This window comes from Mitsuaria sp. CC2, from assembly GCF_048957715.1.
Lineage (GTDB): Bacteria > Pseudomonadota > Gammaproteobacteria > Burkholderiales > Burkholderiaceae_C > Roseateles.
In genome coordinates, this window is sequence record NZ_JARVXN010000031.1 from 17522 (window position 1) to 43835 (window position 26314).

Annotated in this window: 21 protein-coding genes; 7 read left to right on the top strand and 14 right to left on the bottom strand. The window is 69.1% G+C overall.

Going from position 1 to position 26314, the window contains the following annotated elements; all coding sequences use genetic code 11:
* Positions 1-3 precede the first annotated feature (3 nt).
* Genes PV762_RS20545 through PV762_RS20560 form a run of 4 tightly spaced genes read right to left on the bottom strand, consistent with a single transcriptional unit; the run spans position 4 to position 4280 of the window.
* On the bottom strand, positions 4-525 hold the full coding sequence (locus PV762_RS20545; RefSeq protein WP_421036858.1) for a phosphatidylglycerophosphatase A: 522 nt from the start codon (positions 523-525) through the stop codon (positions 4-6).
* The gene (thiL, locus tag PV762_RS20550) at positions 522-1496 is read right to left on the bottom strand and encodes a thiamine-phosphate kinase (protein WP_421037004.1); all 975 of its coding nucleotides are present in this window, start codon (positions 1494-1496) and stop codon (positions 522-524) included. Before thiL ends, PV762_RS20545 begins: the two co-directional genes overlap by 4 nt.
* A 10-nt stretch (positions 1497-1506) precedes the next feature.
* The gene (locus PV762_RS20555; RefSeq protein ID WP_421036859.1) at positions 1507-2163 is read right to left on the bottom strand and encodes a response regulator transcription factor; all 657 of its coding nucleotides are present in this window, start codon (positions 2161-2163) and stop codon (positions 1507-1509) included.
* A complete protein-coding gene (locus tag PV762_RS20560; protein ID WP_421036860.1) occupies positions 2160-4280 on the bottom strand; it encodes a two-component system sensor histidine kinase NtrB in 2121 nt (706 codons plus the stop codon). The genes PV762_RS20555 and PV762_RS20560 overlap by 4 nt, the downstream gene beginning before the upstream one ends.
* Positions 4281-4478: 198 nt before the next feature.
* Here PV762_RS20560 and PV762_RS20565 point away from each other — a divergent pair, with 198 nt between their 5' ends.
* Both PV762_RS20565 and PV762_RS20570 read left to right on the top strand, forming a co-directional pair.
* Positions 4479-6776 (top strand): NADP-dependent malic enzyme, encoded by a 2298-nt coding sequence (locus PV762_RS20565; protein ID WP_421036861.1) that lies wholly within the window; start codon positions 4479-4481, stop codon positions 6774-6776.
* Between the two features lie 312 nt (positions 6777-7088).
* Positions 7089-7568 carry a barstar family protein gene (locus PV762_RS20570; RefSeq protein WP_421036862.1) on the top strand — a complete coding sequence of 160 codons (480 nt, stop codon included), beginning with the start codon at positions 7089-7091 and terminating at the stop codon, positions 7566-7568.
* Between the two features lie 238 nt (positions 7569-7806).
* Here the strand turns inward: PV762_RS20570 and rsmA are convergent, their stop codons facing one another.
* From rsmA to PV762_RS20585, 3 genes are read right to left on the bottom strand one after another with little or no spacing between them, the layout of a single operon-like run.
* Complete coding sequence (gene rsmA, locus PV762_RS20575) at positions 7807-8580, bottom strand: 16S rRNA (adenine(1518)-N(6)/adenine(1519)-N(6))-dimethyltransferase RsmA (protein ID WP_421036863.1); 774 nt, start codon at positions 8578-8580, stop codon at positions 7807-7809.
* Between the two features lie 18 nt (positions 8581-8598).
* Positions 8599-10011 carry a peptidylprolyl isomerase gene (locus PV762_RS20580; protein WP_421036864.1) on the bottom strand — a complete coding sequence of 471 codons (1413 nt, stop codon included), beginning with the start codon at positions 10009-10011 and terminating at the stop codon, positions 8599-8601.
* A 10-nt stretch (positions 10012-10021) separates the two neighbouring features.
* On the bottom strand, positions 10022-12445 hold the full coding sequence (locus tag PV762_RS20585) for an LPS-assembly protein LptD (protein WP_421036865.1): 2424 nt from the start codon (positions 12443-12445) through the stop codon (positions 10022-10024).
* A gap of 199 nt (positions 12446-12644) precedes the next feature.
* Here PV762_RS20585 and PV762_RS20590 point away from each other — a divergent pair, with 199 nt between their 5' ends.
* Entirely contained in the window at positions 12645-13805 is a 1161-nt protein-coding gene (locus tag PV762_RS20590) for an aminoglycoside phosphotransferase family protein (RefSeq protein ID WP_421036866.1), read from the top strand.
* Positions 13806-13811: 6 nt separating this feature from the next.
* Here the strand turns inward: PV762_RS20590 and PV762_RS20595 are convergent, their stop codons facing one another.
* The 3 genes from PV762_RS20595 to PV762_RS20605 form a co-directional block, all read right to left on the bottom strand.
* The gene (locus PV762_RS20595) at positions 13812-14819 is read right to left on the bottom strand and encodes a LysR family transcriptional regulator (RefSeq protein WP_421036867.1); all 1008 of its coding nucleotides are present in this window, start codon (positions 14817-14819) and stop codon (positions 13812-13814) included.
* A 102-nt stretch (positions 14820-14921) separates the two neighbouring features.
* Positions 14922-16397, bottom strand: coding sequence for a M20 family metallopeptidase (locus tag PV762_RS20600; RefSeq protein WP_421036868.1), 1476 nt, complete (start codon positions 16395-16397; stop codon positions 14922-14924).
* Between the two features lie 32 nt (positions 16398-16429).
* Complete coding sequence (locus tag PV762_RS20605; RefSeq protein ID WP_421036869.1) at positions 16430-17278, bottom strand: lysophospholipase; 849 nt, start codon at positions 17276-17278, stop codon at positions 16430-16432.
* Positions 17279-17331: 53 nt separating this feature from the next.
* On the opposite strand from PV762_RS20605, the gene PV762_RS20610 reads away from it, so the two are divergent.
* A complete protein-coding gene (locus PV762_RS20610; RefSeq protein ID WP_421036870.1) occupies positions 17332-18339 on the top strand; it encodes a succinylglutamate desuccinylase in 1008 nt (335 codons plus the stop codon).
* 24 nt (positions 18340-18363) lie between these two features.
* Here PV762_RS20610 and metW read toward each other — a convergent pair whose 3' ends face one another.
* From metW to PV762_RS20630, 4 genes are all read right to left on the bottom strand, one after another.
* Positions 18364-18948 carry a methionine biosynthesis protein MetW gene (gene metW, locus PV762_RS20615; protein WP_421036871.1) on the bottom strand — a complete coding sequence of 195 codons (585 nt, stop codon included), beginning with the start codon at positions 18946-18948 and terminating at the stop codon, positions 18364-18366.
* Positions 18945-20135 carry a homoserine O-succinyltransferase MetX gene (gene metX, locus PV762_RS20620; protein ID WP_421036872.1) on the bottom strand — a complete coding sequence of 397 codons (1191 nt, stop codon included), beginning with the start codon at positions 20133-20135 and terminating at the stop codon, positions 18945-18947. Before metX ends, metW begins: the two co-directional genes overlap by 4 nt.
* A 143-nt stretch (positions 20136-20278) precedes the next feature.
* Positions 20279-22159: a signal peptide peptidase SppA gene (sppA, locus tag PV762_RS20625; RefSeq protein ID WP_421036873.1), complete on the bottom strand. Its 1881-nt coding sequence runs from the start codon at positions 22157-22159 to the stop codon at positions 20279-20281.
* 115 nt (positions 22160-22274) lie between these two features.
* Entirely contained in the window at positions 22275-22907 is a 633-nt protein-coding gene (locus PV762_RS20630; protein WP_421036874.1) for a glutathione S-transferase family protein, read from the bottom strand.
* Positions 22908-23163: 256 nt separating this feature from the next.
* On the opposite strand from PV762_RS20630, the gene PV762_RS20635 reads away from it, so the two are divergent.
* From PV762_RS20635 to PV762_RS20645, 3 genes are read left to right on the top strand one after another with little or no spacing between them, the layout of a single operon-like run.
* Positions 23164-24360, top strand: coding sequence for a YjgN family protein (locus PV762_RS20635; RefSeq protein WP_421036875.1), 1197 nt, complete (start codon positions 23164-23166; stop codon positions 24358-24360).
* Positions 24360-25481, top strand: coding sequence for a M48 family metallopeptidase (locus tag PV762_RS20640; RefSeq protein ID WP_421036876.1), 1122 nt, complete (start codon positions 24360-24362; stop codon positions 25479-25481). The genes PV762_RS20635 and PV762_RS20640 overlap by 1 nt, the downstream gene beginning before the upstream one ends.
* A gap of 43 nt (positions 25482-25524) precedes the next feature.
* Positions 25525-26193, top strand: a complete 669-nt coding sequence (locus PV762_RS20645; RefSeq protein ID WP_421036877.1) for a glutathione S-transferase family protein — start codon at positions 25525-25527, stop codon at positions 26191-26193.
* Positions 26194-26314: the final 121 nt, after the last annotated feature.

Below are 26314 nucleotides of genomic sequence, written 5' to 3' on the forward strand. Positions count from 1 at the left end.
TCCTCAATGCAGCAGCGCCCTCGCGCCGGCCAACACCACAAGCGTACATGCTGCCGCCACCAGATCGTCGAACAGGATGCCGAAGCCCTGCCACACCGTCACCGGTTGGCCGGGCTCGATCTTGAACAGCGCATCGGCCCAGCGCACCGGGCCCGGCTTCGCCGCATCGAAGAAGCGGAACACGCCGAACGCTGCCAGCTGCCACCAGAACCCCGCCGGCATGATCAGCCACAGCACGATCCAGATCGCGACGATCTCGTCCCACACGACCGAGCCGGGATCGCAGGTCTTCAGGTTCCCCGCCGTGACCGTCGACGCCCACCAGCCGATCAGGATGCTCGCCGCGATCACCACGCCCCACATCGCCGGCGTCAGCCACAGGTTCAGGACCGCGAACGCGGCCCAGCCCCAGAGCGTGCCCACCGTGCCCGGCGCCCTCGGCGCCAGCCCGCTGCCGAAGCCCATCGCGATCCAGTGCGCGGGATGCCTCGCCATGAAGCCGAAAGTCGGACGAACCGCGCTCATGATCTGAAATGGTCAAAGCTCTGCAGCGGGTCCTGCAGCGGACGCCCGGCGCCGTCGACGACGCGCAGACCGGGTTGTTCATCGATGCCGCCGACGCGGTACACCGGCGTGCCGGAGCGCCGTCCCGCGTCGAGCACGCGCTCGCGCGCCTCGGCCGGCGCGGTGAAGACGAGTTCGTAGTCGTCACCGCCGCTCAGCAGGCACAGCTGCTGGATGTCTTCGGGCATCGCGCCCAGCACGCCCGAGCGCGGCAGGTCTGCCAATCGCAAGGTCGCGCCGACGTTGGAACGCTTCAGCACATGACCGATGTCGCCGGCCAGGCCGTCGGACACGTCCGCCGCGCTCGTCGCGACACCGCGCAGCGCGCGTCCGAGCGCCACGCGCGGCTCGGGCATTTCCATCCGCAGACGGGCCTCGTCGAACTGCGCCGCGCTCAGCGACAGCGTGCCGCGGAACACCTCCAGCGCCAGCCGCGCATCGCCGAGCGTGCCGCTGACCCAGACGTCGTCGCCCGGCCTCGCGCCCGAGCGGAGCAGCGCTTGACCGGACGGCACCTCGCCCATCGCGGTGATGTTGATGTTGAGCGGCCCAGCCGTCGTGTCGCCGCCGGCGAGCACGATCCGATGCGCATCGGCGAGTTCGAAAAGCCCCTGCGAGAAACCTGCCAGGAAGGCCTCGTCCACGCGCGGCAGCGCCAGCGAGAGGAAGAAGGCCTTGGGCGTTGCGCCGCACGCGGCGAGGTCGCTGAGGTTCACGGCCAGCGCCTTGTGGCCGAGCCGCCGCGGCGACACCGTCGACAGGAAATGCCGGCCTTCGACCAGCATGTCCGCCGTCACCAGCCATTGGTGGCCGGCCGACGGCGTCAAGATCGCGCAGTCGTCGCCGATGCCCAGCGTCACCGCGCCGCCTTCGGTCCGGCCGGCGCGCCCCGCGCGGCCGAAGAAGCGGTCGATCAGGTCAAACTCGCCCAGTACAGAAAATTCACCCATGGGCGGCATTGTCGCCGCGCAGGAGGTTGGACAGTTCGACCGCGGACTTCACATCCATCTTCTCGAACACGCGTGCCCGATGCACTTCCACCGTGCGCACGCTGATGTTGAGCTGGTCCGCGATCAGCTTGTTGGGCAGGCCCTGGACGACGAGCTGCATCACCTCGCGCTCCCGTTCGGTGAGATCGCCGACGCGATGCCCCAGCGCCGACTTCGCGTCGCGCGCGGCGATCGCCTCGGCGCTCTGCGCGAGCGCGTGCTCCACCCGGTCCACCAAAGCGTTGTCGGAGAACGGCTTCTCGACGAAGTCGTAAGCCCCCTGCTTCACCGCCGCGACCGCCGTCGGCACGTCACCGTGACCGGTCAGGAAGATCACCGGCAAGGTCTCCAGCAGACCGCGCTCGATGAGCCGCTCGAACAGCGCCAGGCCGCTCATCCCGGGCATCCGGACGTCCAGCAGCAGGCAGCTGGGCGCCGACGGCCAGTCGCGCCCGCTGCGCGGCAGGCCGTCCAGCATGGATTCGAAGGCCTCGGCGCTGCCGAAGCCCTCGGACAGCAGGCGCCGCGAGCGCAGCAGCCAGGCCAGCGCGTCGCGCACCACTTCCTCATCGTCGACGAGGTAGACCATCGGCAAGGACTGCGGCTTCATGCGGAGGACTCTCCAGATCCAATGATGGGGAACCGGTCGACCCCGGACTTCGGTGCCGATCCAGGCGCATCCTCGCACGGCAGGCTGAAGCGGAACTCGGTCCCGGTCGGCGACGCGGGCGCGACGCGGCTTTCGAAATCCATCGCGCCGCCGTGCTGCTCCACGACCGTGCGGCACAGGCTCAGGCCCAGGCCCATGCCCTCGGTGCGGGTCGTGAAGAACGGCGTGAACAGCTGGCGCGCCACTTCCTGGGGAATGCCGGGCCCGCGGTCGATCACCGCGAAGCTCAGCCAGCGCGGCTGCAGCCGTTTCACCTGGATGACCAGCGACCGGTCGGCCAGCGGCGTCGGTCCGTCCATCGCCTGGATCGCATTGCGGGTCAGATTCAGCAGCACCTGCTCGACCATGGTCCGGTCGCAGCGCACGCGCGGCAGGCCCTTGGCCAGGTCCATCTCGATGCGCGCGCCGCTCTTGCGCGCCTGCAGCCGGATCAGCGGCAGCACCGCCTCCAGCAGCTGCTCGACGTTGACCCACTCCCGGGCCGCCTCGCGGCGCCGGACGAAGTCGTGCACGCTCTTGATCACGCGGCCGGCGCGCTCGGCCTGCTCGGCGATGCGGGTCACGGCCTGGCGCACCATCGCCGGCGTCTGCGGATCGTCGGCCTCGCGCACCATCAGGTTGATGGAGGCCGTTGCGTAGCTCGCGATCGCCGCCAGCGGCTGGTTCAGTTCGTGGCTCAGCAGCGAGGCCATCTCCCCCACCGTCGCCAGCCGCGCCGTTGCCTGCAGCCGGTCCGACTGCTGGCGCGACAGTTCCTCGACCTTGCGCTGCGCGCTCAGGTCCAGCACCGCGCTCATCCAGCCGGTCTGCTGGCCTTCGGCGTTCAGCAGCGGCGCCTCGTAGATCATCACCGGGAAACGCTCCCCGCTGCTGCGCGCAAAGACCGTCTCGAAGCCTTCGCGCGGCGGCAGGCCGGCCTCCCAGCGCGCCTCGCGGTCGTGGTGGCGCCGCCAGTACTCGTCGGTGAACTCGGGCGGCCAGTAGGGCGGCGCGTGCGGCGGCCGGCCCGTGCCGACCACTTCCTCGGCGGGATAACCGACCATCGCGCAGAACGCCGGGTTCACGTAGCTGATGTTGCCGTCCAGGTCGCGCGCGCGCAGCCCGGTGATCAGCGAGTTCTCCATCGCCTGCCGGAACGCGAGCGACTCCGCCAGCGCGTGCTCCGCCTGCGCGCGCTTGCGGGTGTCGCGTGCCAGGATGATGACCAGCGCGAACAGCGCCATCGACAGGCCGAGCACCAGCGCCGTCGCCAGGTTCGGGATCAGCTGCGGCCGGCCGGTGGCGTTGTCGACACGCAGCTGCAGGCTCAGGCCCGGCAGGTCGAGCAGGCGCTCCGACAGGTAGAAGCCGGTGCCGCGCGTCAGGCCGGTGCGCGCCAGCCGCGTCCCGTCGCCTTCGACGAAGGACATCTCGAAACGCCGTGCCTGGTCCTGCGAGACCGACTCCTCCAGCAAGGGTCGCAGGCCCATGGTCGCGACCACATACGAGCGCGGCTCGCCGGCGCGCACGCGCGGCAGGCAGAGGTCGGCGACCTCCATGCCGTCGCCGCCGGAACCCGGCACGAAGTAGGAGCGCGAGAACAGCGGCGTGCCCTGTCTCAGCGCGGCGATGCAGGCGAGTTCGGTCTCGATCTGGAGCTGCTCGCGCGCGAGGATGGAGAACAGCGGCGGCGCATACGGCGTGTCGACGGCGCGGCGCACCTGGCGCTCCGAGTCGCGCAGCTCGATGCGCAGCAGCACGCGCGTCTGGCGCAACTGCGCGGCCGCGTTGCCGCGCCAGTCGTCGTCCTCGGCCCACATCAGGCCCTGCAGCCCCTGCAGGTCGCGGCCGATCAACTGCTTGGCGCGCGCGGTCACCTCGGCGGCGGCGAGATCCGACGCCTCCTGCGCGCGGGCCGCCTCATGGCTCAAGGTCAGCGACAGCAGCAGCGTCTGTGCGATCAGCAGCAACGCGACCAGCGTTCCCCACAGCAGCGCACGGCGCCAGCGCCGCGGTCGGGCGCCCGGCGCCATCGGGGGGAAGGGAGCGGCGGGCCGCATGATGGTCGGAGCAGGCAAGCGGAAGTCGGGGGGCGCGTGCGGGGCACGCAGTATGGCGCCCCGCGGGCGGGTGGCGATGCGCAGTTTCGCGTATGTGCCTGCGCCCCTTCCGACATGCAGCATACGCATAGTCCGCACTGCCGCCGACGGGGCGGACTCCTACAATCCTCGACCCGGCCCACGACGGCGGACCGGTTTCAACCAGAAGAGTCCCCCATGTCCACGTCCGAAGAAAAACGTGCGCAGCTGCGCCAGGCCGCTCTCGAGTACCACGAGTTCCCGACCCCCGGGAAGATCGCCATCGCGGCCACCAAGCAGCTGATCAACCAGCGTGACCTGGCCCTGGCGTATTCGCCGGGCGTGGCCGCCGCCTGCGAGGAGATCGTCGCGGATCCCGCCAACGCGTTCCGCTACACCTCGCGCGGCAACCTGGTCGCGGTGATCTCCAACGGCACCGCCGTGCTGGGCCTGGGCGACATCGGCCCGCTGGCCTCCAAGCCGGTGATGGAGGGCAAGGGCGTCCTGTTCAAGAAATTCGCCGGCATCGACGTCTTCGACCTCGAGATCGACGAGAAGCACGACCTCGACAAGCTGGTCGACGTGATCGCCGCGCTGGAGCCCACCTTCGGCGGCATCAACCTCGAGGACATCAAGGCGCCGGACTGCTTCTACGTCGAGCGCGAGCTGCGCAAGCGGATGAAGATCCCCGTCTTCCACGACGACCAGCACGGCACCGCCATCGTGGTCGCGGCCGGACTGCTCAACGGGCTGAAGGTCGCGGGCAAGGACATCGCCTCGGTGAAGCTGGTGACTTCCGGCGCCGGCGCCGCCGCCCTCGCCTGCCTGAACCTGCTGGTCAAGCTGGGCCTGCCGCGCAAGAACATCTGGGTGACCGACCTGGCCGGCGTGGTCTACGAAGGCCGCACCGAACTGATGGACCCGGACAAGGCGATCTACGCCCAGCCGACCGAGCAGCGCAGCCTGCGCGACGTGATCGCCGGCGCCGACATCTTCCTGGGCCTGTCGGCCGGCGGCGTGCTCAAGCAGGACATGGTGGCGACGATGGCCGCCCGTCCGATCATCTTCGCGCTGGCCAATCCGAATCCGGAGATCCAGCCGGAGGACGTCCACGCGATCCGCGGCGACGCGCTCATGGCCACGGGCCGGACGGACTATCCGAACCAGGTCAACAACGTCCTGTGCTTCCCGTACATCTTCCGCGGCGCCCTGGACTGCGGCGCGACGACGATCAACGACGAGATGGAGATCGCCGCCGTCCACGCGATCGCCGAGCTCGCCCAGGCGGAGCAGAGCGAGGTCGTGGCCGCCGCCTACGCCGGCGCGAACCTGAGCTTCGGCCCTGAATACCTGATCCCCAAGCCGTTCGATCCGCGCCTGATGATGAAGATCGCCCCGGCGGTCGCGCTGGCGGCGGAGGCCTCAGGCGTGGCGCTGCGTCCGATCGCCGACATGCCGGCCTACCTGGAAAAACTGCAGAGCTTCGTCTACGCCTCCGGCACGACGATGAAGCCGATCTTCCAGATCGCGAAGAAGGCCAAGCACAAGCGCGTGGCGTACGCGGAGGGCGAAGAGGAACGGGTGCTGCGCGCGGTGCAGGTCGTCGTCGACGAGGGCATCGCCCGCCCGACGCTGATCGGCCGTCCCGAGGTCATCGCCCAGCGCTGCGAGCGCTTCGGCCTGCGCCTGCAGGAGGGTCGCGACTACGAGGTGGTGAACACCGAGTTCGACCAGCGCTACCGCGACTATTGGCAGACCTACCTGGCGATGACCGAGCGCAAGGGCGTGACGCAACAGCTCGCCAAGATCGAGATGCGCCGCCGCCTGACGCTGATCGGCGCCATGATGCTGCACAAGGGCGAGGTGGACGGGATGCTCTGCGGCACCTGGAGCAACACCGCGATGCACCTGCAGTACATCGACCAGGTCATCGGCAAGCGGCCCGGCGTGAAGACCTTCGCGTGCATGAACGGCCTGATCCTGCCGGGTCGCCAGGTCATGCTGGTCGACACCCACGTCAACTACGACCCGACCGCCGAGCAGCTCGCCGAGATCACGCAGATGGCGGCCGAGGAAATGATGCGTTTCGGCCTGCGTCCGAAGGCGGCGCTGCTGTCGCACAGCAATTTCGGATCGAGCAACTGCCCGTCCGCGGTCAAGATGCGTGAGGCGCTGGCCCTGATCAAGGAACAGGCGCCCTGGCTGGAAGCGGACGGCGAGATGCACGGCGACGCCGCGCTGGACCCCCATTACCGCGAGCAGTTGGTCTCCAACAGCTCGCTGACGGGCGAGGCCAACCTGCTGGTCATGCCGAACATCGACGCCGCCAACATCAGCTACAACCTGCTGAAGACGGCGGCCGGCGGCGGCATCGCGATCGGGCCGGTGCTGCTCGGCGCGGCCAAGCCGGTGCACGTGCTGACGCCATCGGCCACGGTGCGTCGCATCGTGAACATGACGGCGCTGACCGTCGCGGACGCGAACGCCGCCCGCTGACCGGCCTCGTCGGAGGACCGAAGAATATTCGGTTCAGGACCTTCCGAGCCCCTCCGAAGAAGGGCCGGAAGGCCCTTAAACCCGACCTGCGCCCCGGCCTATAGAAAAAGTTTGTAGCGGCTCACCAGTGAATTTCTGTGGGATGACGGCCATGATCCGCAGAGCCCCCGGCGTATGTGTGCGCACGCTCACAATGCCGCTTTTTAGGGCATTCTGGTCCCCCCTGGCTTGAGCATTCGGGCCCGTTTCTGTACCATCTCGGTTTCAGAGTTCAGGGTTAACCCTCTCTGACCACCCCCACGCCACCGACGATTGCAGGCTCCCCAGCGGGTTCTGTCCGGGGCGGCGGGCACGGTTGGACATGAACTCGGAACCCCATCTAGGAGGAACGCGACAATGCTTTTGCAGACAGTCCGTCCCAACATCGTGCAGGCGATCAGAGCCTACCGGGTCGAGGACTTGATGCAGGCCGCGCAGGACGCCGGCCAACACTTCCTGTACGCCGACCTGTCTCCAGCGGAGACCAAACAGGACGTGCTGGAATTGATTGCCAGCAATTTCCTGTTCCCGGCCCACTTCGGCAAGAACATGGAAGCGCTGTACGACTGCATGACCAACCTGGTCAACAAGTCGGGCACGCAACCGGGTTTCGTCGTGGTGCTGGACCAGTTGCCGGACCATGCGAAATTCGATCGTGAGGCGCGCGAGCAGTTGCTCGACGTCTTCCGCGAGGCGGCCGATTTCTGGGCCGAGCGGAAGGTCTCATTCCGGTGTTTCTATTCTTTTCAGTAGCCCGCTCTCAGGAACAAGGTTCCTGGGAGCGGGCGACCGAAGTGGCCCCCGAGGCGAAGCCGGTGCTCAAGAGCACCAAGGCGAATCCGAATCCGAACTTCGGCATGAACATGCCGATGATGTGCAGCGCCTTCGACACGTCCATGTGGCTCAGCGCCGCGTGATCCGTTGACGAACGACTGAACCTTCGGGTCCGATGCAAAAGGCCTTCCGGCGACGGAAGGCCTTTTTGTTTGGCTCAGCCCTGGACCGCCAACGCCAGCGCGACGAATTCGTCGACCGGCACTTCCTCGGCGCGACGCTGCAGATCGAATTCGCCCTGGAAGCCGCGGGCGTCCAGCCATTTGCCGAGCGAATGCCGCAGCAGCTTGCGACGCTGCGAGAACGCCGATGCGACCAGCTCGCTCAGCAGCGCCTCGTCGATCCTGGCGGGCGCCGACAGCGGCACCATGCGCACGATCGCCGAATCCACCCGCGGTGGCGGATCGAAGGCTTCTGGCGGCACATCGAACAGCGCCTCGACGTCGTAGCGCCACTGCAGCATGACGCTCAACCGGCCGAAGTCCTTGGTGCCCGGGCCGGCGGCCATGCGGTCGACGACCTCCTTCTGCAGCATGAAGGTCTGGTCGACGACGTGGTCCACAAAGCCCAGCAGATGGAACAGGATCGGCGAGGAGATGTTGTACGGCAGGTTGCCGACGACCTTCAGCTTGCGCCCGCGCTCCGCGGCCAGCGCAGCGAAGTCGACCTTCAGCACGTCGGACTCGATGACGGTCACGTCGCCGCGCTTGCGCATGCGGGCGGCGAGGTCGCGATCGAGTTCGATGACGGTCAGCGGCCGGCTGGACGCCGGCAGGCGCTGCAGCAGCGGCAGCGTCATCGCGCCCAGGCCCGGGCCGATCTCGACCATCGATTGATCTTCGCCCGGCGCGATCGCGTCGACGATGCCGTCGATGATGGCCTTGTCGGTCAGGAAGTGCTGGCCGAAGCGCTTGCGCGCGACATGTCCCATGAAGTCAGCCCCGGCCGGTCAGTCCAGCCACTCGCGCGTCTCGATGAAGGCGCGGGCGCGCATTTCCTTCATCCAGTCGTTGTAGGCGTCTTCGTACTTGCGCTCGCGCAGCGCATTGCGGGCCTGCTCGCGCAGCTGCTTCATGTCGAGCACCACGTCGCGGCGCTCCATCACCTGGATCAGGTGGATGCCGAAACGCGAGGGCACCGGGTCCGAGATGCCGTTGATCGGCAACGTGTCCATGGCCTGCTCGAACTCGGGCACGAAGCCGCCCGGCGAGACCCAGCCGAGGTCGCCGCCTTCCTGCGCGCTGCCGTCTTCCGAGTTGGCGCGCGCCAGTTGCTCGAAGGTGGCGCGCTTGGATTCGATCGCACGCTTGAATTCCACCAGGCGGCGCGTTGCCTGCTCGGGGCTCAGCTGCTCGGACGGACGCAGCAGGATGTGGCGCGCGTGGGTCTGGACGACGACGTTGATCGACGCCTTGCCGGACTGGCGCTCGACCAGCTTCAGCACATGGAAACCGGCTTCGGAGCGCAGCGGCTCGGACCGCACCTCGCCGTCCTTCAGGTCCTTGACCGCGTCGACGAAGACATCGGGCAGCTTGTCCGCGGCGCGCAGGCCGATCTCGCCGCCGCGGTTCTTGTTCGCGTCTTCCGACACCTCGCGGGCGACCTTGGCGAAGTCTTCGCCCGCCTTGATGCGGGCCAGCGCGGCCTCGGCCCGCGCCTTGCGCTCGGCCACCACGGCCGGGTTCGACCCTTCGGGCACCGGCACCAGGATCTGCGCGATGTTCAGTTGCGCGCGGCCCTGCATCGCAGCCTGACGCTCGTCCAGGTACTTGTCGATGTCGCCATCCGTGATGCGGATGCGCCCCTGCACCTCGCGCTCCCGGACGCGTTCGCTCAGCATCTGGTCGCGCAGGTTCTCGCGGAAACGCTTGAAGTCGATGCCTTCGGCGGCCAGACGCTGGCGCAGCTCGGGCATCGTCAGCTTGTTCTGCGTGGCGACGTTGCCGACGACGCGATCCAGTTCCGGCTCGTCCACGCGCGGACCGTTCTCACGGGCATACGTGACGACGACACGCTCGTCGACCAGGCTGTCCACCGCCTGCTTGTGCAGCAGTTCGTTGGTGACGGTCTGGCCGCGCTGACGCGCTTCCTCGCGCATGCGCTCGGTGCGCTGGAGGACTTCGGACGCCGCCACGATGTCGGTGTTGACGATCACCGCGATGTAGTCGCCCGGCTTCAGCTGCCGCTGTTCGACGACCGGACGGTTGACCGCGGGCGTCGAGGCCGCCGCGGCAGGCGCGGAGGCAGCGGCAGCAGCGGCTGCGGCGCTTGGAGCGGGCGTTGTCTGCGCCAGGGATGCCGAGCCGGCCAGGGCGGCGGTCAGGGACAGAAGGGTGGCCGCCACCGGCTTGAGATGTCGCATCGAACGCAGTTCAGTCATATGTGCCAAAAGCCGAGCGCTCGGAGCTCAGCGAACGGTAACCCGGAATATTGTCTCTCAACACCTTCAGGGCATTGGAACCGAGCGGCGACAGGCCGACCAGCTCCAGTTGGAGGATCAGTCGGGTGTTGGTTTCCGCGCGGCCGGTGGCCTGGCGTTCCGCGCCGATGCGCAGGATCCAGCAGCCCGAGTCGTACTCGGCGCCGATCACGGAATCGGTGAAGCGCTTGTCGCGCATCGAATACTGCAGGCGGCCCGCGCCGTACCAGGCGCCGGCGCAGCCCGCGCCGCCGGAAATCGACTTGCGATCCGGCCCGAACAGCGGCCATTGCCAGGCGAACTCGACCTGCTCGCTCTGCCCGCGGGCGAGGCGGTAGGACGCGCTGACGGTCCGGAACGGACCCGGGGAATACCGCAGGCGCAGCACGGTCCGTTCGACCTTGCCGTCGGCGGAATTCAATTGCAGCGTGCTGTCCGTCCACCAGGCCTGGTTCAAGTGCGCGGAAGCCAGCAGCACCACGTCGGACAGCCGGTGCGTCTGCGGCGTGCCGTCGGGCGTGATCTGCTGGTTGCGGAACAGGTAGCGCTGGACCATGCCCAGGCGCAGCTGTTCCTCGCCGCGCTCGTCCTCGATCCAGCGCGTGGTCGCGCCGAAGGCCAGCATGTTGGCGTCGTTGACGCGGTCGACGCCGGAGAACTGGTTCTCCGCGAAGACCGAATCGAAGTTGTAGTCCCGCGGCGCCGCGTCGAAGTTGGGCATCGCGCTCTGGTCGCGGTAAGGCGTGTTGACGTACAGCAGGCGCGGCTCCAGCGTCTGGCGCATCGCATTGCCGAAGAGCGAGGTGTTGCGCTCCAGGATCCAGCCGTGGTCGACGCTGAAGGTCGGGATGGTGCGGCCGATCGAGCGGCGGCCGGTGACGTCGATCGCCTGGTCGAGCTGGTAGCTCGCCGCGTTGATCGACATCTTCGGGATCAGCCACCAGGCCGCGCCGCTGAAGGGCAGGCTCACGTGGCCGAGCATGTGGACCCGCTCGCCCGTCTGCGTCTGCGAGCCCAGCGCGCCGCCGGGCAGGTCGAAGCGGTTGTATTCGAGCTCCAGGCCGCCTTCCAGCCGCGCGCGGCGGCCGGTGGGCAGGTAGCCGGCCAGCACCGATTCATCGGCGCCGGTCTGCAGCCGCACGCCGATCTGCGGCGAGCGCTGGTAGGGCGAGGCGAACTGGTCTTCCGTCTGCGCGACCTGCAGCGGCTGCCACTTCTGCACCCGCGCATAGGTCTGCATCTCGCCCCAGTTGAAGCTGAAGTCGCGCTGCGTGCGCAGGTCCGTCGACAGCAGGCGCGGCGTCTGCGTCAGCATGCGGCTGCGCAGGTCCTTCCAGTAGTCGTCATCGGAGACGCGCTCGGTGTGGACGTTGTAGGTCCAGTTCGGCATCACGTCGCCGTCGGCGTTCAGCCGCAGGTCCCAGCGAGAGATGCCGGTGACGCGGTCGTGCGGCAGCAGCGCGTAGTCGATCTGGCCGCGGTGGCCCGGCTCCAGGTAGCGGAACTGCGTGTCGACGCCGGGACCCCGGCGCGTCATCACGAAGGGCGTGATCGTCGCGTCGCGGTTGGGCGCGATGCTCCAGTAGAAGGGTTGGCTGTACTCGACGCCGCTGCGGTTGTCGATGTTGACGTTGGGCGGCAGCAGGCCGGACTTGGGCTGGTCGCCGAGCGGGAAGCTCAGCGATGGCGCCGCCAGGATGGGCACGCCGAGGAATCGCACCACGGCGTTCTTCGCCACGCCCTCGCCGGCGTCGAAGTCCAGGTTCAGGCTGCTGGTGACCAGTTCCCAGTCGCGCTTGCCCTTGCCGTCCTTTCCCCCGTTGGCGGCATCGGCCGCGTCCTGCTCGCCCTTTTCCGACACCGGGCAGGTCGAGTAGGTCGCCTCGTCGGCGCGCATGCGCTGGTCGCCAAGGAAGTGGATCGCCCTGGCGCTGCCGCTGCCGCCGGTGGCGGCGAAGAAGTAGGTCGGACTCTGGAGCTGGCCCTCGAATTTGTCGACGAAGAGCTCCAGCTTCGGGCCACGCAGCACGGCGCCGTTCTGGCTCAGTTCAACCCCGCCCTCGGCGGTGGCCAGATCCCGCGGATAGTCGTAGCGCAGCGTGTCGGACCTCAGCAGCATGCCGCCGTAGCGCAGCTGGACGTCGCCTTCGGCGGTCGAGGTCTGGTCCATCTCGCTGGTGATGCGGTCGGCGCTCAGCGCCAGCGCGGGGCGGGCGTCCTTGCGCTTGGTCTGGTGCAGCTGCTTGACCGACTTGAGGATCAGCGGCTGGCCGGCGGACTCCTGCGCCTGCGCGGACGATGAGGAGAAAGCGGGCAACGCGACCGCCAGCGCGGCGGCCAGCGAGATCGGACGGGGACGGGAAACCGGTGGGCGCATCAGGCGGGCAGCGTCTTGCAGAGGTCAGGCGGCCGCGCGTCGATCGCGCCGCGCTGCCCGGGGGTTTGTAGAATCATTATCCACGAGGCTCGCGCGCCGGCAGGACCGCGTCGGCGCCTTGTCACCGACCTGGCGGCCGCTCGCGCAGCGGCCCTTTCGCTTCTTCGCCCGAGCCCCTGCTCGCGACCCCCAGCTTCCGATGACCGCTCCTGCTCCGCACGCCGCGATTCCGCTCTGGCCCGACGCCGCCCGCGCCGATCGCTTCCACGCCTGGACCGCACCGCTGGTGGAGACGCTCGGCTTGCGGCTGGACACGCTCGCCGTCGCCAGCAGCGACGCGGGGTTCCGGCGCTACCTGCGCCTGGAGACGACGGACGGCGGCACGCTGATCGTCATGGACGACCCGGCCTCACCCAACCAGCTGGCCGCGTTCCTGCGCGTCGGCGCGCTGATGGCCGACCGCGGCCTGCACGTGCCGCGCGTGATCGCGCATGACGTCGGGCTGGGATTCGCCTTGATGGAGGACCTGGGCCGCCGGTCCTACATCGCGGCGCTGCTGGAGGCCCAGCGCCACGGCGACGAGGCCCTGCCCCGGCTGCTGATGCGCGACGCCACCGCCGCGCTGCTGCGCTGGCAGACCAGCGAGGCGGCCCGCGCCGACGGCGCGCTGCCGCTGTTCGACGACGCCTTCGTGCGCCGCGAGCTGCAGATCTTCGTCGACTGGTGCGTCCAGGCCCACCATGGCAAGACCTGGAACGAGAAGCAGCAGGGGTACTGGGACCGGACGGTGGCGCTGCTGTCGGCCAACGTCCTGGCGCAGCCGCGCGTGCCGATGCACCGCGACTACATGCCGCGCAACCTGATGGTCTGCCCGGCGGGGAACGCCGGGGGCGCCGGGGGCGGTGATGCCGCGGCCTTCGCCACGCCCGGCATCCTCGATTTCCAGGACGCGGTGATGGGCCCGGTCACCTACGACATCGCGTCGCTGTTGCGCGACGCCTTCATCTCCTGGGAAGAGGCCGAGGAGCTCGACTGGGCGGTGCGCTACTGGGAAGGCGCGAAGCGCGCCGGCCTGTTCGGACTGGACCCGAACGGCGAAGACCCGCACGAGATGGCGCTGGACTTCGGCCTGTTCTGGCGCCGCCTCGAATGGACCGTGCTGCAGCGGCAGCTGAAGATCATGGGCATCTTCTGCCGGCTCAAGCACCGCGACGGCAAGCCGCATTACGCGGAGGACCTGCCGCGCTTCTACGCCTACGTCGTGAAGACGGCGACGCGCTACGTCGAGCTCTCGCCGCTGCTGCGCCTGATCGAAGATCTGCAGCCGCAGTACACGCAGGTCGGCTTCAGCCTGCGCTGAGCGCCCTCAATCCCCGGCCGCGGCCGCCTTGGCCGCCTGCGCGGCCAGCAACTCCTGCGCCGCCCGATACGACGGGCACCCCGCGGCGGTGAGCCACGGATCCTCGTCCTTCCCGCCGAAGATCTCGACGAGGAAGTCCATGAACGCGCGGGTGCGCGCCGGGACGAACTTGCGGGTCGGCATCGCCGCCCACAGCGCGTAGCTGTAGATGCGCCACTGCGGCAGCACGCGCTCGAGCGCGCCCTCCATCAGCGCGTCGCCGACGACGAAGGACGGCAGCCCGGCCACACCCAGCCCGTGCAGCGCGCAGGCGTACTTGGTGTCGACCGAGGAGGTCGTCATCACCGGCCGGCTGGGGATCGCAAAGAAGCTCTCGGTGGTGAGGCCGTCGGCGCCGCAGCGCTCGAAGGTCACGCCGCGGGTCAGCTCATGGATGGGCGGCAGCATGACGTCGTGCTGCTTGAGGTCGGACGGATGCTGCGGCTTGCCGCGCCGGCCCAGGTACTCGGGCGACGCGCACAGGATCACCTCGGTGCGGGCCAGCTTGCGGGCGATGAAGTCGCCCTGCAGCGGACTGCGGGTGGAGATGACGGTGATGTCGAAGCTCTCGTCGAGCGTGTCGACGGGCCCCGGCGCGACCAGCTCGACGCTGACGAGCGGGTACAGCGCGTGGAAACGCGCCATGTGCCGCGCCAGCTGATGGATCGCGATGGCCGGCGGGATGAGGACGCGCAGCGTGCCGCGCGGCTCGTTGGTCGCCGCGGAGGCCAGCGCCTCGGCCTCCTCGATGTCGCTGAGGATGCGGCGGCAGCGTTCGAGGTAGCCCTCGCCGACGTCGGTCAGCGACAGCCGCCGCGTCGTGCGGTTGAGCAGCCGCGCGCCGAGGTGCTCCTCAAGATCCGCCACCAGCCGCGTGACCACGGCGGGTGCCAGGTCCATGGCCCGCGCGGCGCCGGCGAGGCTGCCTTCGTCGATCACGCGGGTGAAGACCCGCATCGCCTTGACCTGATCCATCCCGTCTCCTCCGGGCGGGCGCCGCGTCGCCGCGGGCCGCCTCGCTGTGCGTCGATCAGCGGACCTTGACGACCTGCCGGCCGTCCACCGGGTCCGCGGCGGTCAGGGGTGCGCGGCGATCACCTGCGCCACGGCGGCGGTGAGGCGCTTGCCGTAGGGCACGTGCAGGAACTCGTTGGGGCCGTGGGCGTTGCTCTTGGGGCCCAGCACGCCGCAGACCATCATCTGCGCGGCGGGGAAGCCCTTCTGCAGCATGCTCATCAGCGGGATGGTGCCGCCCTGGCCGATATAGCCGACCGGCTGGCCGAAGTGGGCCTGGCTGGCGTCGTCCAGTACCTGGCTCAGCCACGGCGACAGCTCCGGCGTGTTCCAGCCGGTGGCGCCGTAGGCGCCGGCGCGGCCGTCCGGCACGAAGCTGACCTTGGCGTTGTAGGGCGCGTTGTCCTCGAGCAGCGCCTTGAGCTTGAGCGCGGCCTCGTTGCCGTCGATCAGCGGCGGCAGGCGCAGCGACAGCTTGAACGCGGTGTACGGGCGCAGCACGTTGCCGGCGCTCTTGAGTTCGGGGAAGCCGTCCACGCCTGTCACCGACAGCGTCGGCCGCCAGGTGCGGTTGAGCAGCACCTCGACCGGGTCGGAGGTCACCGGCAGCACCGGTGCGCCGTCCGCGCCGCAGGCCCAGGGCAGGCGCTTGTACACCTCTTCCTTCAGGATCGCGGCGGTGGCCTGCGCCTGCTCGAAGCGCACGCCGGGGATGTCGCAATGGAAGGATTCGGGCAGCAGGCGTCCGGTCTTGGAATCCTCCAGCCGGTCCAGCACCTGGCGCAGGATGCGGAAGGACGAGGGCACCACGCCCGACGCATCGCCGGAGTGGATGCCTTCGGTCAGCACCTCGACCTTGAGCACGCCGGAGACCATGCCGCGCAGCGAGGTGGTCATCCAGAGGCGGTCGTAGTCGCCGGCGCCGGAGTCCAGGCAGACCACCAGCGACACGTTGCCCAGGCGCGGCCGGAGCAGGTCGATGTAGGCCGGCAGGTCGTAGGAGCCGGACTCCTCGCAGGCCTCGATCAGGCCCACGCAGCGCGGACGGGGGATGCCCTGCTGGTCCAGCGCCAGCAACGCGGTGATCGAGGCGTAGATCGCGTAGCCGTCGTCGGCGCCGCCGCGGCCGTAGAGCTTGCCGTCCTCGTACTTCGGCGTCCACGGGCCGAGGTCGGCGCGCCAGCCGTTGAACTCGGGCTGCTTGTCCAGGTGGCCGTAGAGGACGACGGTGTCGGTGCTCTCGGGCTTGGTCGACGGCAGCTCGAAGAAGATGACCGGCGTGCGGCCGTCCTGGCGGATGACCTCCAGCGTCAGGCCGGGGATCTTCTTGCCCTCCACCCACTGGGCGGCGTCGCGCACGACGCGCTCGATGTAGCCGTTGGCCTGCCAGTCGGCGTCGAACATCGGGCTCTTGGCGGGGATGGCGATGTAGTCGGTCAGCGCGGGGACGATCTCCTGGTCCCAGACCTTCTCGGCGAAGGCGCCCAGGGCGCTGATTTCATCGGTCTGCAGCGGCAACGACGGATCACGTGCGTTCATGCGAGTCTCCTGCGGGGTCGGTACCGTCGATTCTAGGAGCGAGTGCCCAGCCAGGCGCGCAGCCGGGCGAAGACCTGTTCGCGCTCAGGTTCGTTGAAGATCTCGTGCGACAGGCCCGGGAAGGGCACGGCCTGCACCGCGCCGCCCGCGGCGGCCGCCGCCGCGAAGGCGGCACTGCCGGCGGGGGCGACGCAGCGGTCGGCGCCGGCCCACATCAGCAGCGTCGGCGTGGTCCAGCGCGGCACCAGCGGCAGCGTCTCTGCGCCGAAGCTGGCGATCATCTTCGCCAGCGTCGGGGTGATGCGGTTGTGCACCAGCGGATCATCCTTGTAGGCCTGGACCACGACCGGGCTGCGCGAGATCCAGGACGGATTCAGTCCGTTGCCGACCGCCAGGTGCGGCACCAGCGGCAGCGTGGCGCCGAGCAGGCCCCGCTGGAGCGCTGACAGCCCCGGATCAAGCGCCGGTGAACTGAGCACCAGGCCGTCGACCGGCCGGGACCAGGGTGCGTTCTCCAAGGCGCCGGCGACGAAGCGGGCGGCGACCGCGCCGCCCATGGAGTGCCCGAGCAGGATCAGCGGTCCCCGCCCCTTGCGGTCGTCGGCGCGCAGGCAGTCGATGGTGGCGGCGAGGTCGAGCAGCAGGCTGTCGTGCGTCGGGATGTCGCCGCGCGGACCGCCCGAGGCGCCGTGCCCGCGCTGGTCGAAGCCGGCGACATGCCAGCCCCAGTCGTTCAGGCGCCCGGCGACGGCTTCATAGCGGCCGATGTGTTCACCCAGGCCGTGGACGATGAGCACGGTGCCGCGGGTGGGGAGCGACAGGTCGGCGCCCCATTCCCGCCAGTGCAGCGGGAGGCCGTCATGGCCGGTGAGAGTCTTCATGGGGCCGGAGTGTAGGATCGACTGGGACGTCCACCCGTCGTGGGCGACCCCACGTGTCGAAGACGATGACGCCCGCCTTGCTCGAGACCTTCCCGCCCTTCCCGCCCTTCCACCCGGAAGTCCGGCTCCAGCCGCCGGCGATCGAGCGTTGGCGGCACGGTCCGGGGAGCGAGGTCGAGTTCGTGCATGTGCTGGAGTCCGGCCTGCCCGGCCCGACGGCGATGGTGGTGGCGCTGACGCACGGCAACGAGCTGTGCGGCGCGATCGCGCTGGACACGCTGCTGCGCCAGGACGTGAGACCGCTGCGCGGCAGGCTGATCCTGGCCTTCGCCAACGTCGAGGCCTTCGGGCGATTCAACGCGCTGGAGCCCTTCCTGTCCCGCTGCGTCGACGAGGACATGAACCGTCTCTGGGACGACGCCGTGCTGCGCGGCACGCGCGACTCGGTGGAGCTGCGGCGGGCGCGCGAGCTGGCGCCCTTCGTCGACGCGGCGGACGTGCTGCTGGACCTGCACTCCATGCAGGAGGCGGGCGCGCCGGCGCTGACGATCTGCGGCATGACGGACAAGAGCGTGCCGCTGGCGCGCGCGCTGGGTCAGCCGGCGACCCTGCTGGTTGACACCGGCCACGCGGCGGGACTGCGGATGATCGATCGCGGCGGTTTCGGCGATCCGCGCAGCGAGCGGCAGGCGGTGCTGGTCGAATGCGGCTCGCACTGGGAACCCGCGAGCGCGGACATGGCGCTGGATGTGACGCTGCGTTTCCTGCGCCACCTAGAGATGGTCGACTCGGCGTGGGCGGACGCGCAACTGCGCGTGCCGGCGCCCGATCAGCAGCGGCTCGTGCGTGTCGGCGAAGGCGTCACGGCGGTGACGCCGGCGTTCCGCTTCCTGGTGCCGACGCACCACTTGAAGGTGATCCCGGACGCCGGCACGCCGCTGGCCGAAGACGGCGATCGACGATGGAGCACGCCGCACGACGAGTGCGTCCTGATCATGCCATCGCGTCGCGCCGGCCTGAGCGGACAGACGATGGTGAGGCTGGGACGCTACGAGGATTGAACGCGGGGGCGGGGTCGCCGACGCTCAATCCCGATCGAACTTGAACACCGCCATGCTTGCCATCAGGTTCGGCATCACGCGGACCTGACGGCCGTCCTGCACGCCGAAGCTGTCCAGCACCCGCAGCCCGCACTTGCGCGCCAGGATCTGGAAATCGGCGTAGGTGCCGACGCGGATGTTGGGCGTGTCGTACCACTGGTACGGGAGCACGCGCGTCACCGGCATGCGGCCCGCCAGCACCTGCAGGCGGTTCGGCCAGTGCGCGAAGTTGGGGAAACTCACCACGCCCATCCGGCCGACGCGCGCGGTCTCGCGCAGCATCGCCTCGGTGTTGCGCAGGTTCTGCAGCGTCTCCAGCTGCAGCACGACGTCGAAGCTCTGCTCCTCGAAGATCGCCAGGCCCTCTTCGAGGTTGAGCTGGATCACGTTGACGCCGCGCTGCGCGCAGGCGAGCACGTTCGCATCGTCCAGCTCGACGCCATAACCGGTGCAGCCCTTCGTCGCCTGCAGATGCGCCAGCAGTTCGCCGGTGCCGCAGCCGAGGTCGAGCACGCGCGAGCCGGTCGGGACCAGCTCGGCAATCATGTCCATCACCGCACGATCGCTCATACCGACACTCCCTGCAGACGGTGGGAGACCGGCGCGGACGCGCCGCCCGGCATCGGCTTCTCATGCTCCTTCGCGATACGGTCGAAGTAGGCGCGCAGCACGCCGTGATACCGCGGGTCCTCGAGCAGGAAGGCGTCGTGGCCGTGCGGCGCGTCGATCTCGGCGTAGGACACCTCGCGCTTGTTGTCGAGCAGCGCCTTGACGATCTCGCGCGAGCGCGCCGGAGAGAAGCGCCAGTCCGTCGTGAAGCTCACCACCAGGAACTTGCACAGCGCGCTGGCGAAGGTGCGGCTCAGGTCGCCGCCGTGCTCGCGCGCCGGGTCGAAGTAGTCCAGCGCCCGCGTGATCAGCAGGTAGGTGTTGGCGTCGAAGTACTCGCTGAACTTGTCGCCCTGGTAGCGCAGGTAGCTCTCGATCTGGAACTCGATGTCCGAGGTCGAATACCCCAGTTCCGCCGAACGCATCTGCCGGCCGAACTTCTCCTCCATCACGTCGTCGCTCAGGTAGGTGATGTGGCCGATCATCCGCGCCACCCGCAGCCCGCGGCGCGGCACCACGCCGTGCTCGTAGAAGAAGCCGTCGTGGAACTCGGGGTCGGTGATGATGGCCCGCCGGGCGACCTCGTTGAACGCGATGTTCTGCGCCGACAGGTTGGGCGCGGTCGCCACCGCGATGCAGTGACGCATGCGCTCCGGATACCGCAGCGACCAGTCCAGCGCCTGCATCCCGCCCAGCGAGCCGCCCAGCACCGCCGCCAGCTTCTGGATGCCGAAGCGGTCCAGCACGCGCGCCTGCGCGTCCACCCAGTCCTGCACGGTGACGACGGGGAAGTCCTTGCCGTACACGCGGCCAGTGTCCGGATTCAGGTGCATCGGCCCCGTGGAGCCGAAGCACGAGCCCAGGTTGTTGATGCCGATGACGAAGAACCGGTCCGTGTCCAGCGGCTTGCCGGGACCGATCAGGTTGTCCCACCAGCCCTCGCTCTTCTCGACGCCGGCATGCGTGCCCGCCACATGGTGGCTGGCGTTGAGCGCATGGCACACGAGGACCGCGTTGGACTTGTCCTCGTTGAGCCGGCCGTAGGTCTCGACCATCAATTCGTACCCGCCGATGCGGGCGCCGCTGCGCAAGCTCAGCGGCTCGTCGAACAACAGCCGCTGCGGTGTGACGTCACCGACAGATCCCATGGAACACCCCAAAAAACAAAACCCGGCGCCGCTGCTTGAAGCGGAACACCGGGTCTCGATCCGTGGATCGGGTGTCCCTCTTTAGCTGCATTTCTTGGGCGCCCGCAAGCCGGACAAATCGGCGCCATCGGGGAGAAGTATAGCTATGGCGCCGTGCAGAGGCAGTGGACGATCGCGCGCACCGGCGGCTTCGAGCCTGCCGGACCCGCCTCGGCCTGTTCGGCCAGCCAGGTGATGTCGACCTGCGCGTCGCGCAGGGGCGCCGGCAATGCCGGCATCGCGGGGATACCGCCCAGCGCGTGCATGACCATGCCGCGCAGCGACGGCGCCGCCGCGTCGCCCATGCTCGACAGCAGACGGTCGACGGTGCTGCGGTCGGGTTCGACGTAGCGCACGGTCGGCTCGTCGCCCAGCTTGGCGCGCTTGGCGGCGCTGGCGATCGCGTCGGCCAGCAGACCGTTTCTGTCGACCAGCCCGCGCTCCAGCGCCTGCGAGCCCGTCCACACGCGACCCTGACCGACGGCGTCGATCTGTTGCGAGGACTTCTTGCGCGCCTGCGCCGCCTTGCCCGTGAAGTCGGCGTAGATGTGCTCGATGGAGGACTGCACCACCTGCGCCATGCGCGGATCCAGCGGACGGCGCGGGTCATAGCCGTTGGCCAGCCAGGTGGTCGTGTAGCCGCCGGTGTGGATGGACAGCTTGTCCAGCAGCTTCTCGCCGGTGGGCAGCATGCCGAACACGCCGATCGAACCGGTGATCGTCGACGCGTCGGCGATCACCTCGTCGGACGACATCGAGATCCAGTACCCGCCCGAGGCCGCCACGCCGCCCATGGACACGACGACCGGCTTGCCCACCGCGCGCGTCAGTTCCAGCTCGCGGCGCACCAGCTCGGAGGCGAACGCGCTGCCGCCCGGCGAGTTCACGCGCAGCACGACGGCCTTGATCTTCTCGTCCTCGCGCGCCTGGCGGATCAGCTTGGACATCGACTCGCCGCCGATCTTGCCGGGTCCGGCGCTGCCGTCGACGATCTCGCCTTCGGCCACGATCACGCCGACCTGGCCTTCAGGCTTGGGCAGCGTGGGCGGCAGTTGCGCGACATAGGCGCCCAGGCCGATCTGGCGCAGGCGCTTCTCATCCTTGACGCCGCGCTTTTCCAGCAGCGCCTCGACCTCGTCCTCGGTCTTCAGGCCGTCGACCAGCTTCTCGGCCAGCACGAACTTGCCGGGATCGCCGCCCACGGCCTTCAGGCGCTCCGGCAGCTCGTCGATCGCGCGCTGGAGGGACCCCTTGGGCAGCTTGCGCGCCGTCTCGACGCCGGTCTGGTATCGGGCCCAGAGCTCGTCGTACAGATAGGCGTCGGCTTCCATCGTCGCGGGCGACGGGCCGTTGGCGAAGTAGGGCTCGACCGCGTTCTTGTACGTGCCGACACGCAGCACGTTGGGCGAGATGCCCACGCGGTCCAGCGCGTCCTTGTAGTAGTTGCGGTAGCGGCCGTAGCCCTCGATCAGCACGCCGCCCATCGGGTGGACGTAGACCTCGGTGGCCTGCGCGGCGAGGTAGTACGAGCGCTGGTCGAAGGCCAGCCCGGCGGCGACCACCGGCTTCTTGCTGGCCTTGAAGCGGGTCAGCGCGGCTTCGATCTCATGCAGGGCGGCCGGCGTGGCGCTGCCCATCTGGTCGAGGTTCAGCACGACCTGCACGATGTGGTCATCCTTGGCCGCCGCGTCCAGCGCGCGCAGGATGTCGCGCAGCCGCGTCTGGGCGCGCGCCTCGCCCTTGATCTGCGCGATCGCCTGTTCGCGCGGCGAGCCGGAGAACTGCTCGACGACATCGCCGCGGATGTCCAGCACCAGCGTCGTCTTGTCCTGCAAAGGCTTGCCGCCATGCACCGCCGCCCAGATCAGGGCGATCAGGATCACCCAGAACAGCAGCGTGAACACCACGCGCCGCGTGCCGTTCAGGAACCACCACACGCCACCGAAAAAGCGCCCGACCGGCGCCAGCACCCGCTTCACACCCATCCAATCCTCCCGGGATCCGTCAATGGAATATCAGGACAGCGGCGATCAGGATCGATCTCCCGCCGGACCGGTCGATTGTGGGGCCAGTTGGAAACGTCGGCGGGAAGTCAGCGGATCAGGCGTTCGCCGGCGGCACCGTGTCCTGGAAGCTCTGACGCGTCATGAGCTTGTCGAAGTGCTTCGCGAGGTTGGGATGCGCGGCGCGCCAGTCGATCTGGGCGAAGCGGAAGTCCAGGTAGCCCAGCGCGCAGCCGAGCGCGATGTCGGCCAGCGTGAAGTGGTTGCCCGAGCACCAGTGCTTCTCGCCCAGCCCGTTGGCCATCGCCTGCAGCGAGGCCATGACCTTGTTCATCTGGCGATCCACCCAGGCGTCGCTGCGCTCGGCGGGCGCGCGGCCGGACCAGGTGTGCTCCAGGCGCGCGGCGACGCACGCGTCGATCAAGCCGTCGGCCAGGGCTTCCCAGGTGCGCACCTCGCAGCGCTCGCGGCCGCGTTCGGGGATCAAGCGGCCGACCGGCGACAGCGTGTCGACGTACTCCACGATGACGCGCGAGTCGAACACCGCGCCGGTGATCGAATCCTGCCCCTCCATCACCAGGCACGGCACCTTGCCGAGCGGGTTGATCTTGAGGATGTTGTCGCTGCCCCAGACGTCTTCCAGCTCGAACTGGTAGTCGAGCTTCTTCTCCGCCATGACGACGCGGACCTTGCGGACGTAGGGGCTGGTGAGGGATCCGATGAGCTTCATGGTGTCGGGGGATTCTAGCGAGTCGACTCCGGGGACTGACTCCCGGACGCGACAGTGGCGCAGCCCTCATTTGGGTGTATTGCCGTCCCCTGCGCCGGTGACGCACACTCCCGCCCGTCCCGTCTTTAGACAAAAGGCGGGGACAGCGATGTCGCGGCCGGAGGGCCGATGACGGCGACTCCGGCAAGCGGAGCGCCCACAAGACGGACCGGCTCCGCAGGAGACCGGCCACCACAGCGACAGAGAGAGGGAAACCATGCAGCACCATGAGGAGGGGGCGGCGACCGGCGGTTTGACCGGATGGCCGTTGTCGGAGTACCGCAAGCGCAAGCTGGAGATCCGGTTCACCGGGTCGGGCAGCGAATACTTCCGGATCTGGATCGTCAACCTGCTGTTGACGATCGTCACGGCCAGCCTGTACTGGCCGTTCGCGAAGGCGCGGCGCATCCGCTACTTCTACGCCAACACGCTGGTCGACGGCCACGCGCTGTCCTTCCACGGCGACCCGTGGAAGATGTTCCGCGGCCATGTGCTGCTGCTGGTGCTGGGCGGCGTGTATTCGGCGGCTGGGCGCTTCTCGCCGGTGGCGGGACTCGTCGCCTTCGCCCTCATGGCCGCGATCTGGCCCGCGCTGTGGCGTGCCGGCATGCAGTTCCGTCTGGGCAACACCGGCTGGCGCGGCCTGCGCCTGGGCTTCACCGGCTCGCTGAAGGGCGCTTACGCCCCCTTCCTGCCGATCTGGTGCATGAGCGGCGCCATCCTCCTGACCCAGGTCTACCTGGAGGGTTTCAAGCGCGATCCCCAGGCCTTCGTGAACGTCTTCAGCCAGGTGATGTGGATCATCAACGGTGCGATGCTCGCCGGTCTGCTCGCGACCCCCTGGATCATCGCTGCCGCCAAGCGCTACCAGCACAACGGCTATCGCATCGCGTCGCAGCAGGGGGAGCTGCGCCTGCCCACCGGCGCGGTCTACTGGCTGAGCCTGAAGGCCTTGGGCCTCGGGCTGCTGGTCACCGCGGCGGTCACGCTCGTCCTGCTGCTGACCATGGGCGTCACCGCGTTTTCGGGCCGCTCGGCGGTCGCCGGGGTGGCGATGATCGTGTCGATCGCGTTGGGCTACCTGGCCTATTTCGTGGTCGTCGGCCCGTTCTTCACCGCCCGGCTGCAGAACATGGTCTGGAACGGCACGACCTCCGACGATCTGTCGTTCACCAGCCAGCTGCGCATGCGCGCGCTGGCGGTCCTGACGCTGAAGAACTGGCTGCTGATGGCGATCACGCTCGGGCTGTACCGTCCGTTCGCGGTCGTGCACACCACGCGCCTGCGGCTGGAGGCGGTCAGCCTCACGATGGACGGCGATCCGGAGACCTGGGTGGCCGGCGAAGCCGGCGCCAACCAGGACGCCACCGGCGAGTTCGCCGGCGACTTCTTCGGCATCGACATGGGCCTGTGATGGCGGACGGACCGGCGACGCTCCAGGCGGACTGGTTCGACGGCCGCAGCGCCCGCGCGCGGCCGGTCCGGCTCTGGCTGGATCGCGAGCAGCTCGTCGTCCACGACCAGGACCTGGAAGGCGTCGAGCGCCGCTATCCGGTCCGCGACGTGCAATGGCCGGAGCGCACGCGCCACGGCCAGCGGCAGGCGCAATTGCCCGACGGCGGCGTGCTGATGGCCCGTGACGCCGCCGACTGGGACGACTGGGCCGATGCCGCGACGCAGGGGCGCGGGCTCGGCGGCGGGCTCGCGGCGCGCTGGTTCTCCAGCTGGCGGCATTCGCTCGTGGCGCTGACGGTCGTCGTGGCCGTCGGAGGCGCGACCTGGCACTGGGGCGTGCCCGCGGCGGCGGACGGGATCGCGCGGCATCTGCCCGCGTCCATCGAGCAATCGATCGGCGACGGCGCGATGGAGCAGGTCGACAGTTTGATGCTCAAGCCGAGCCAGGTCCCCGCGCACGAACAGCAGCGGTGGCGCGAACGCTTCGCCGCGATGGTCGCGAGCCAGCCGGCCGAATCGACACCGTACGAACTGCACTTCCGCGACGCGGGCAAACGCCTTGGCCCGAACGCCTTCGCGCTGCCGGGCGGGCACATCGTCGTCACCGACGAACTGCTGACACTGCTGGGCGACGAGCCCGACGCGGTGCTCGGCGTGCTGGCGCACGAGCTGGGCCACGTCCGCGAACAACACGGCCTGCGGCTCACGATGCGGGCCAGCCTGATGGGCGTGCTGCTCGGTTTCGCCGTGGGCGACTTCTCCAGCCTGCTGGCGGGGGCGCCGGCGGTGCTGATGCAGGCGAGCTATTCGCGCGACTTCGAACGCGCGGCCGACGTGCAGGCCAAGCGGTTGCTCGTCGACAGCGGGCGGTCGCCGCGGGCGATGCTGGTGCTGTTCGAGCGCATCGGCGACTGGCGAGCGCAGCGTTCCGCGAAGGCTCGCGCCGACCGCGCCTCCGAGCCGAAGAGCCTCGGTCGCGACGTCGGCGAGCAGGCCAAGGCCGGCGCCGACGCGCTGCTGCGCATCGCCTTCAACTCGCACCCCGCGGACGAGGAGCGGATGCGGTTCTTCGAACGCTGACGGGCGCTCCTACACTCTCCGTTCCACTTCCGCGGAGATCGTGATGAGCGCTTCCCCCTCGACTTCCGACATCGGCTACGTCCTCTACGGCACACAGGGCTCCGGCTCGGCGATCGTCGAGATCGGCCTGCGCTGGTGCGGTCAGGCGTACCGGACCGTGCACGCGTCCTCGTGGGAGGATGCGTCGGCGCAGGACGCGCTGCGCGCGCTGAATCCGTTGATGCAGATCCCGACGCTGCGCACGCCCGAAGGTGACGTGCTCACCGAAAGCGGCGCCATCCTGATGCACCTCGGGCTGCGGTTCCCGGATGCGGGCCTGCTCGGCGACAGCACGCCACGGCGCGACCAGATCCTGCGCGGCCTCGTCTACATCGCGGCCAACTGCTACAGCTGCATCAGCGTCATCGACTACCCCGAGCGCTACTCGACGCGCACCGACAAGGACGACCGCGAGGCCATCGTCGCCGGCACCAAGGCGCGGCTGCACAAGCATTGGGAGATCTTCGCGGACATGTTCCCCGGACAGCCCTGGCTCAGCGGCGGCACGCCGGGCGCGCTCGACGCGATGGCGGTGATCGTGTCGAAGTGGTCGGGCGCGCGCAAGCATCTGGAGGCGAACCGGCCAGAGTTTTTCGCGCTGCTTCAACGCATCGAGGCGACGCCGCAGGTCCCCGCGGTGTGCGCGAAGCATTGGCCGCCGAAGTCCGGCTGAGCCCACCGGCGTCCGGCGAGCGGACGCCGGCGGTGTGATATTCGGCGAGGGCACGGGACTCACTCAAAGGTCCCACGGCATCACCACTGATGAGCACGGATCGGGGCCCGGCGATCTATCG

Excerpts from the sequence above, each read along its gene's own strand:
- PV762_RS20555 (WP_421036859.1), bottom strand. The coding sequence starts at position 2,163 with ATGAAGCCGCAGTCCTTGCCGATGGTCTACCTCGTCGACGATGAGGAA.
- PV762_RS20585 (WP_421036865.1), bottom strand. The coding sequence starts at position 12,445 with ATGCGCCCACCGGTTTCCCGTCCCCGTCCGATCTCGCTGGCCGCCGCG.
- metX (WP_421036872.1), bottom strand. The coding sequence starts at position 20,135 with ATGGGATCTGTCGGTGACGTCACACCGCAGCGGCTGTTGTTCGACGAG.
- metW (WP_421036871.1), bottom strand. The coding sequence starts at position 18,948 with ATGAGCGATCGTGCGGTGATGGACATGATTGCCGAGCTGGTCCCGACC.
- PV762_RS20580 (WP_421036864.1), bottom strand. The coding sequence starts at position 10,011 with ATGCGACATCTCAAGCCGGTGGCGGCCACCCTTCTGTCCCTGACCGCC.
- PV762_RS20630 (WP_421036874.1), bottom strand. The coding sequence starts at position 22,907 with ATGAAGCTCATCGGATCCCTCACCAGCCCCTACGTCCGCAAGGTCCGC.
- PV762_RS20640 (WP_421036876.1), top strand. The coding sequence starts at position 24,360 with ATGGCGGACGGACCGGCGACGCTCCAGGCGGACTGGTTCGACGGCCGC.
- PV762_RS20590 (WP_421036866.1), top strand. The coding sequence starts at position 12,645 with ATGACCGCTCCTGCTCCGCACGCCGCGATTCCGCTCTGGCCCGACGCC.
- sppA (WP_421036873.1), bottom strand. The coding sequence starts at position 22,159 with ATGGGTGTGAAGCGGGTGCTGGCGCCGGTCGGGCGCTTTTTCGGTGGC.
- PV762_RS20635 (WP_421036875.1), top strand. The coding sequence starts at position 23,164 with ATGCAGCACCATGAGGAGGGGGCGGCGACCGGCGGTTTGACCGGATGG.
- PV762_RS20605 (WP_421036869.1), bottom strand. The coding sequence starts at position 17,278 with ATGAAGACTCTCACCGGCCATGACGGCCTCCCGCTGCACTGGCGGGAA.
- rsmA (WP_421036863.1), bottom strand. The coding sequence starts at position 8,580 with ATGGGACATGTCGCGCGCAAGCGCTTCGGCCAGCACTTCCTGACCGAC.
- PV762_RS20600 (WP_421036868.1), bottom strand. The coding sequence starts at position 16,397 with ATGAACGCACGTGATCCGTCGTTGCCGCTGCAGACCGATGAAATCAGC.
- PV762_RS20645 (WP_421036877.1), top strand. The coding sequence starts at position 25,525 with ATGAGCGCTTCCCCCTCGACTTCCGACATCGGCTACGTCCTCTACGGC.
- PV762_RS20595 (WP_421036867.1), bottom strand. The coding sequence starts at position 14,819 with ATGGATCAGGTCAAGGCGATGCGGGTCTTCACCCGCGTGATCGACGAA.
- PV762_RS20545 (WP_421036858.1), bottom strand. The coding sequence starts at position 525 with ATGAGCGCGGTTCGTCCGACTTTCGGCTTCATGGCGAGGCATCCCGCG.
- PV762_RS20565 (WP_421036861.1), top strand. The coding sequence starts at position 4,479 with ATGTCCACGTCCGAAGAAAAACGTGCGCAGCTGCGCCAGGCCGCTCTC.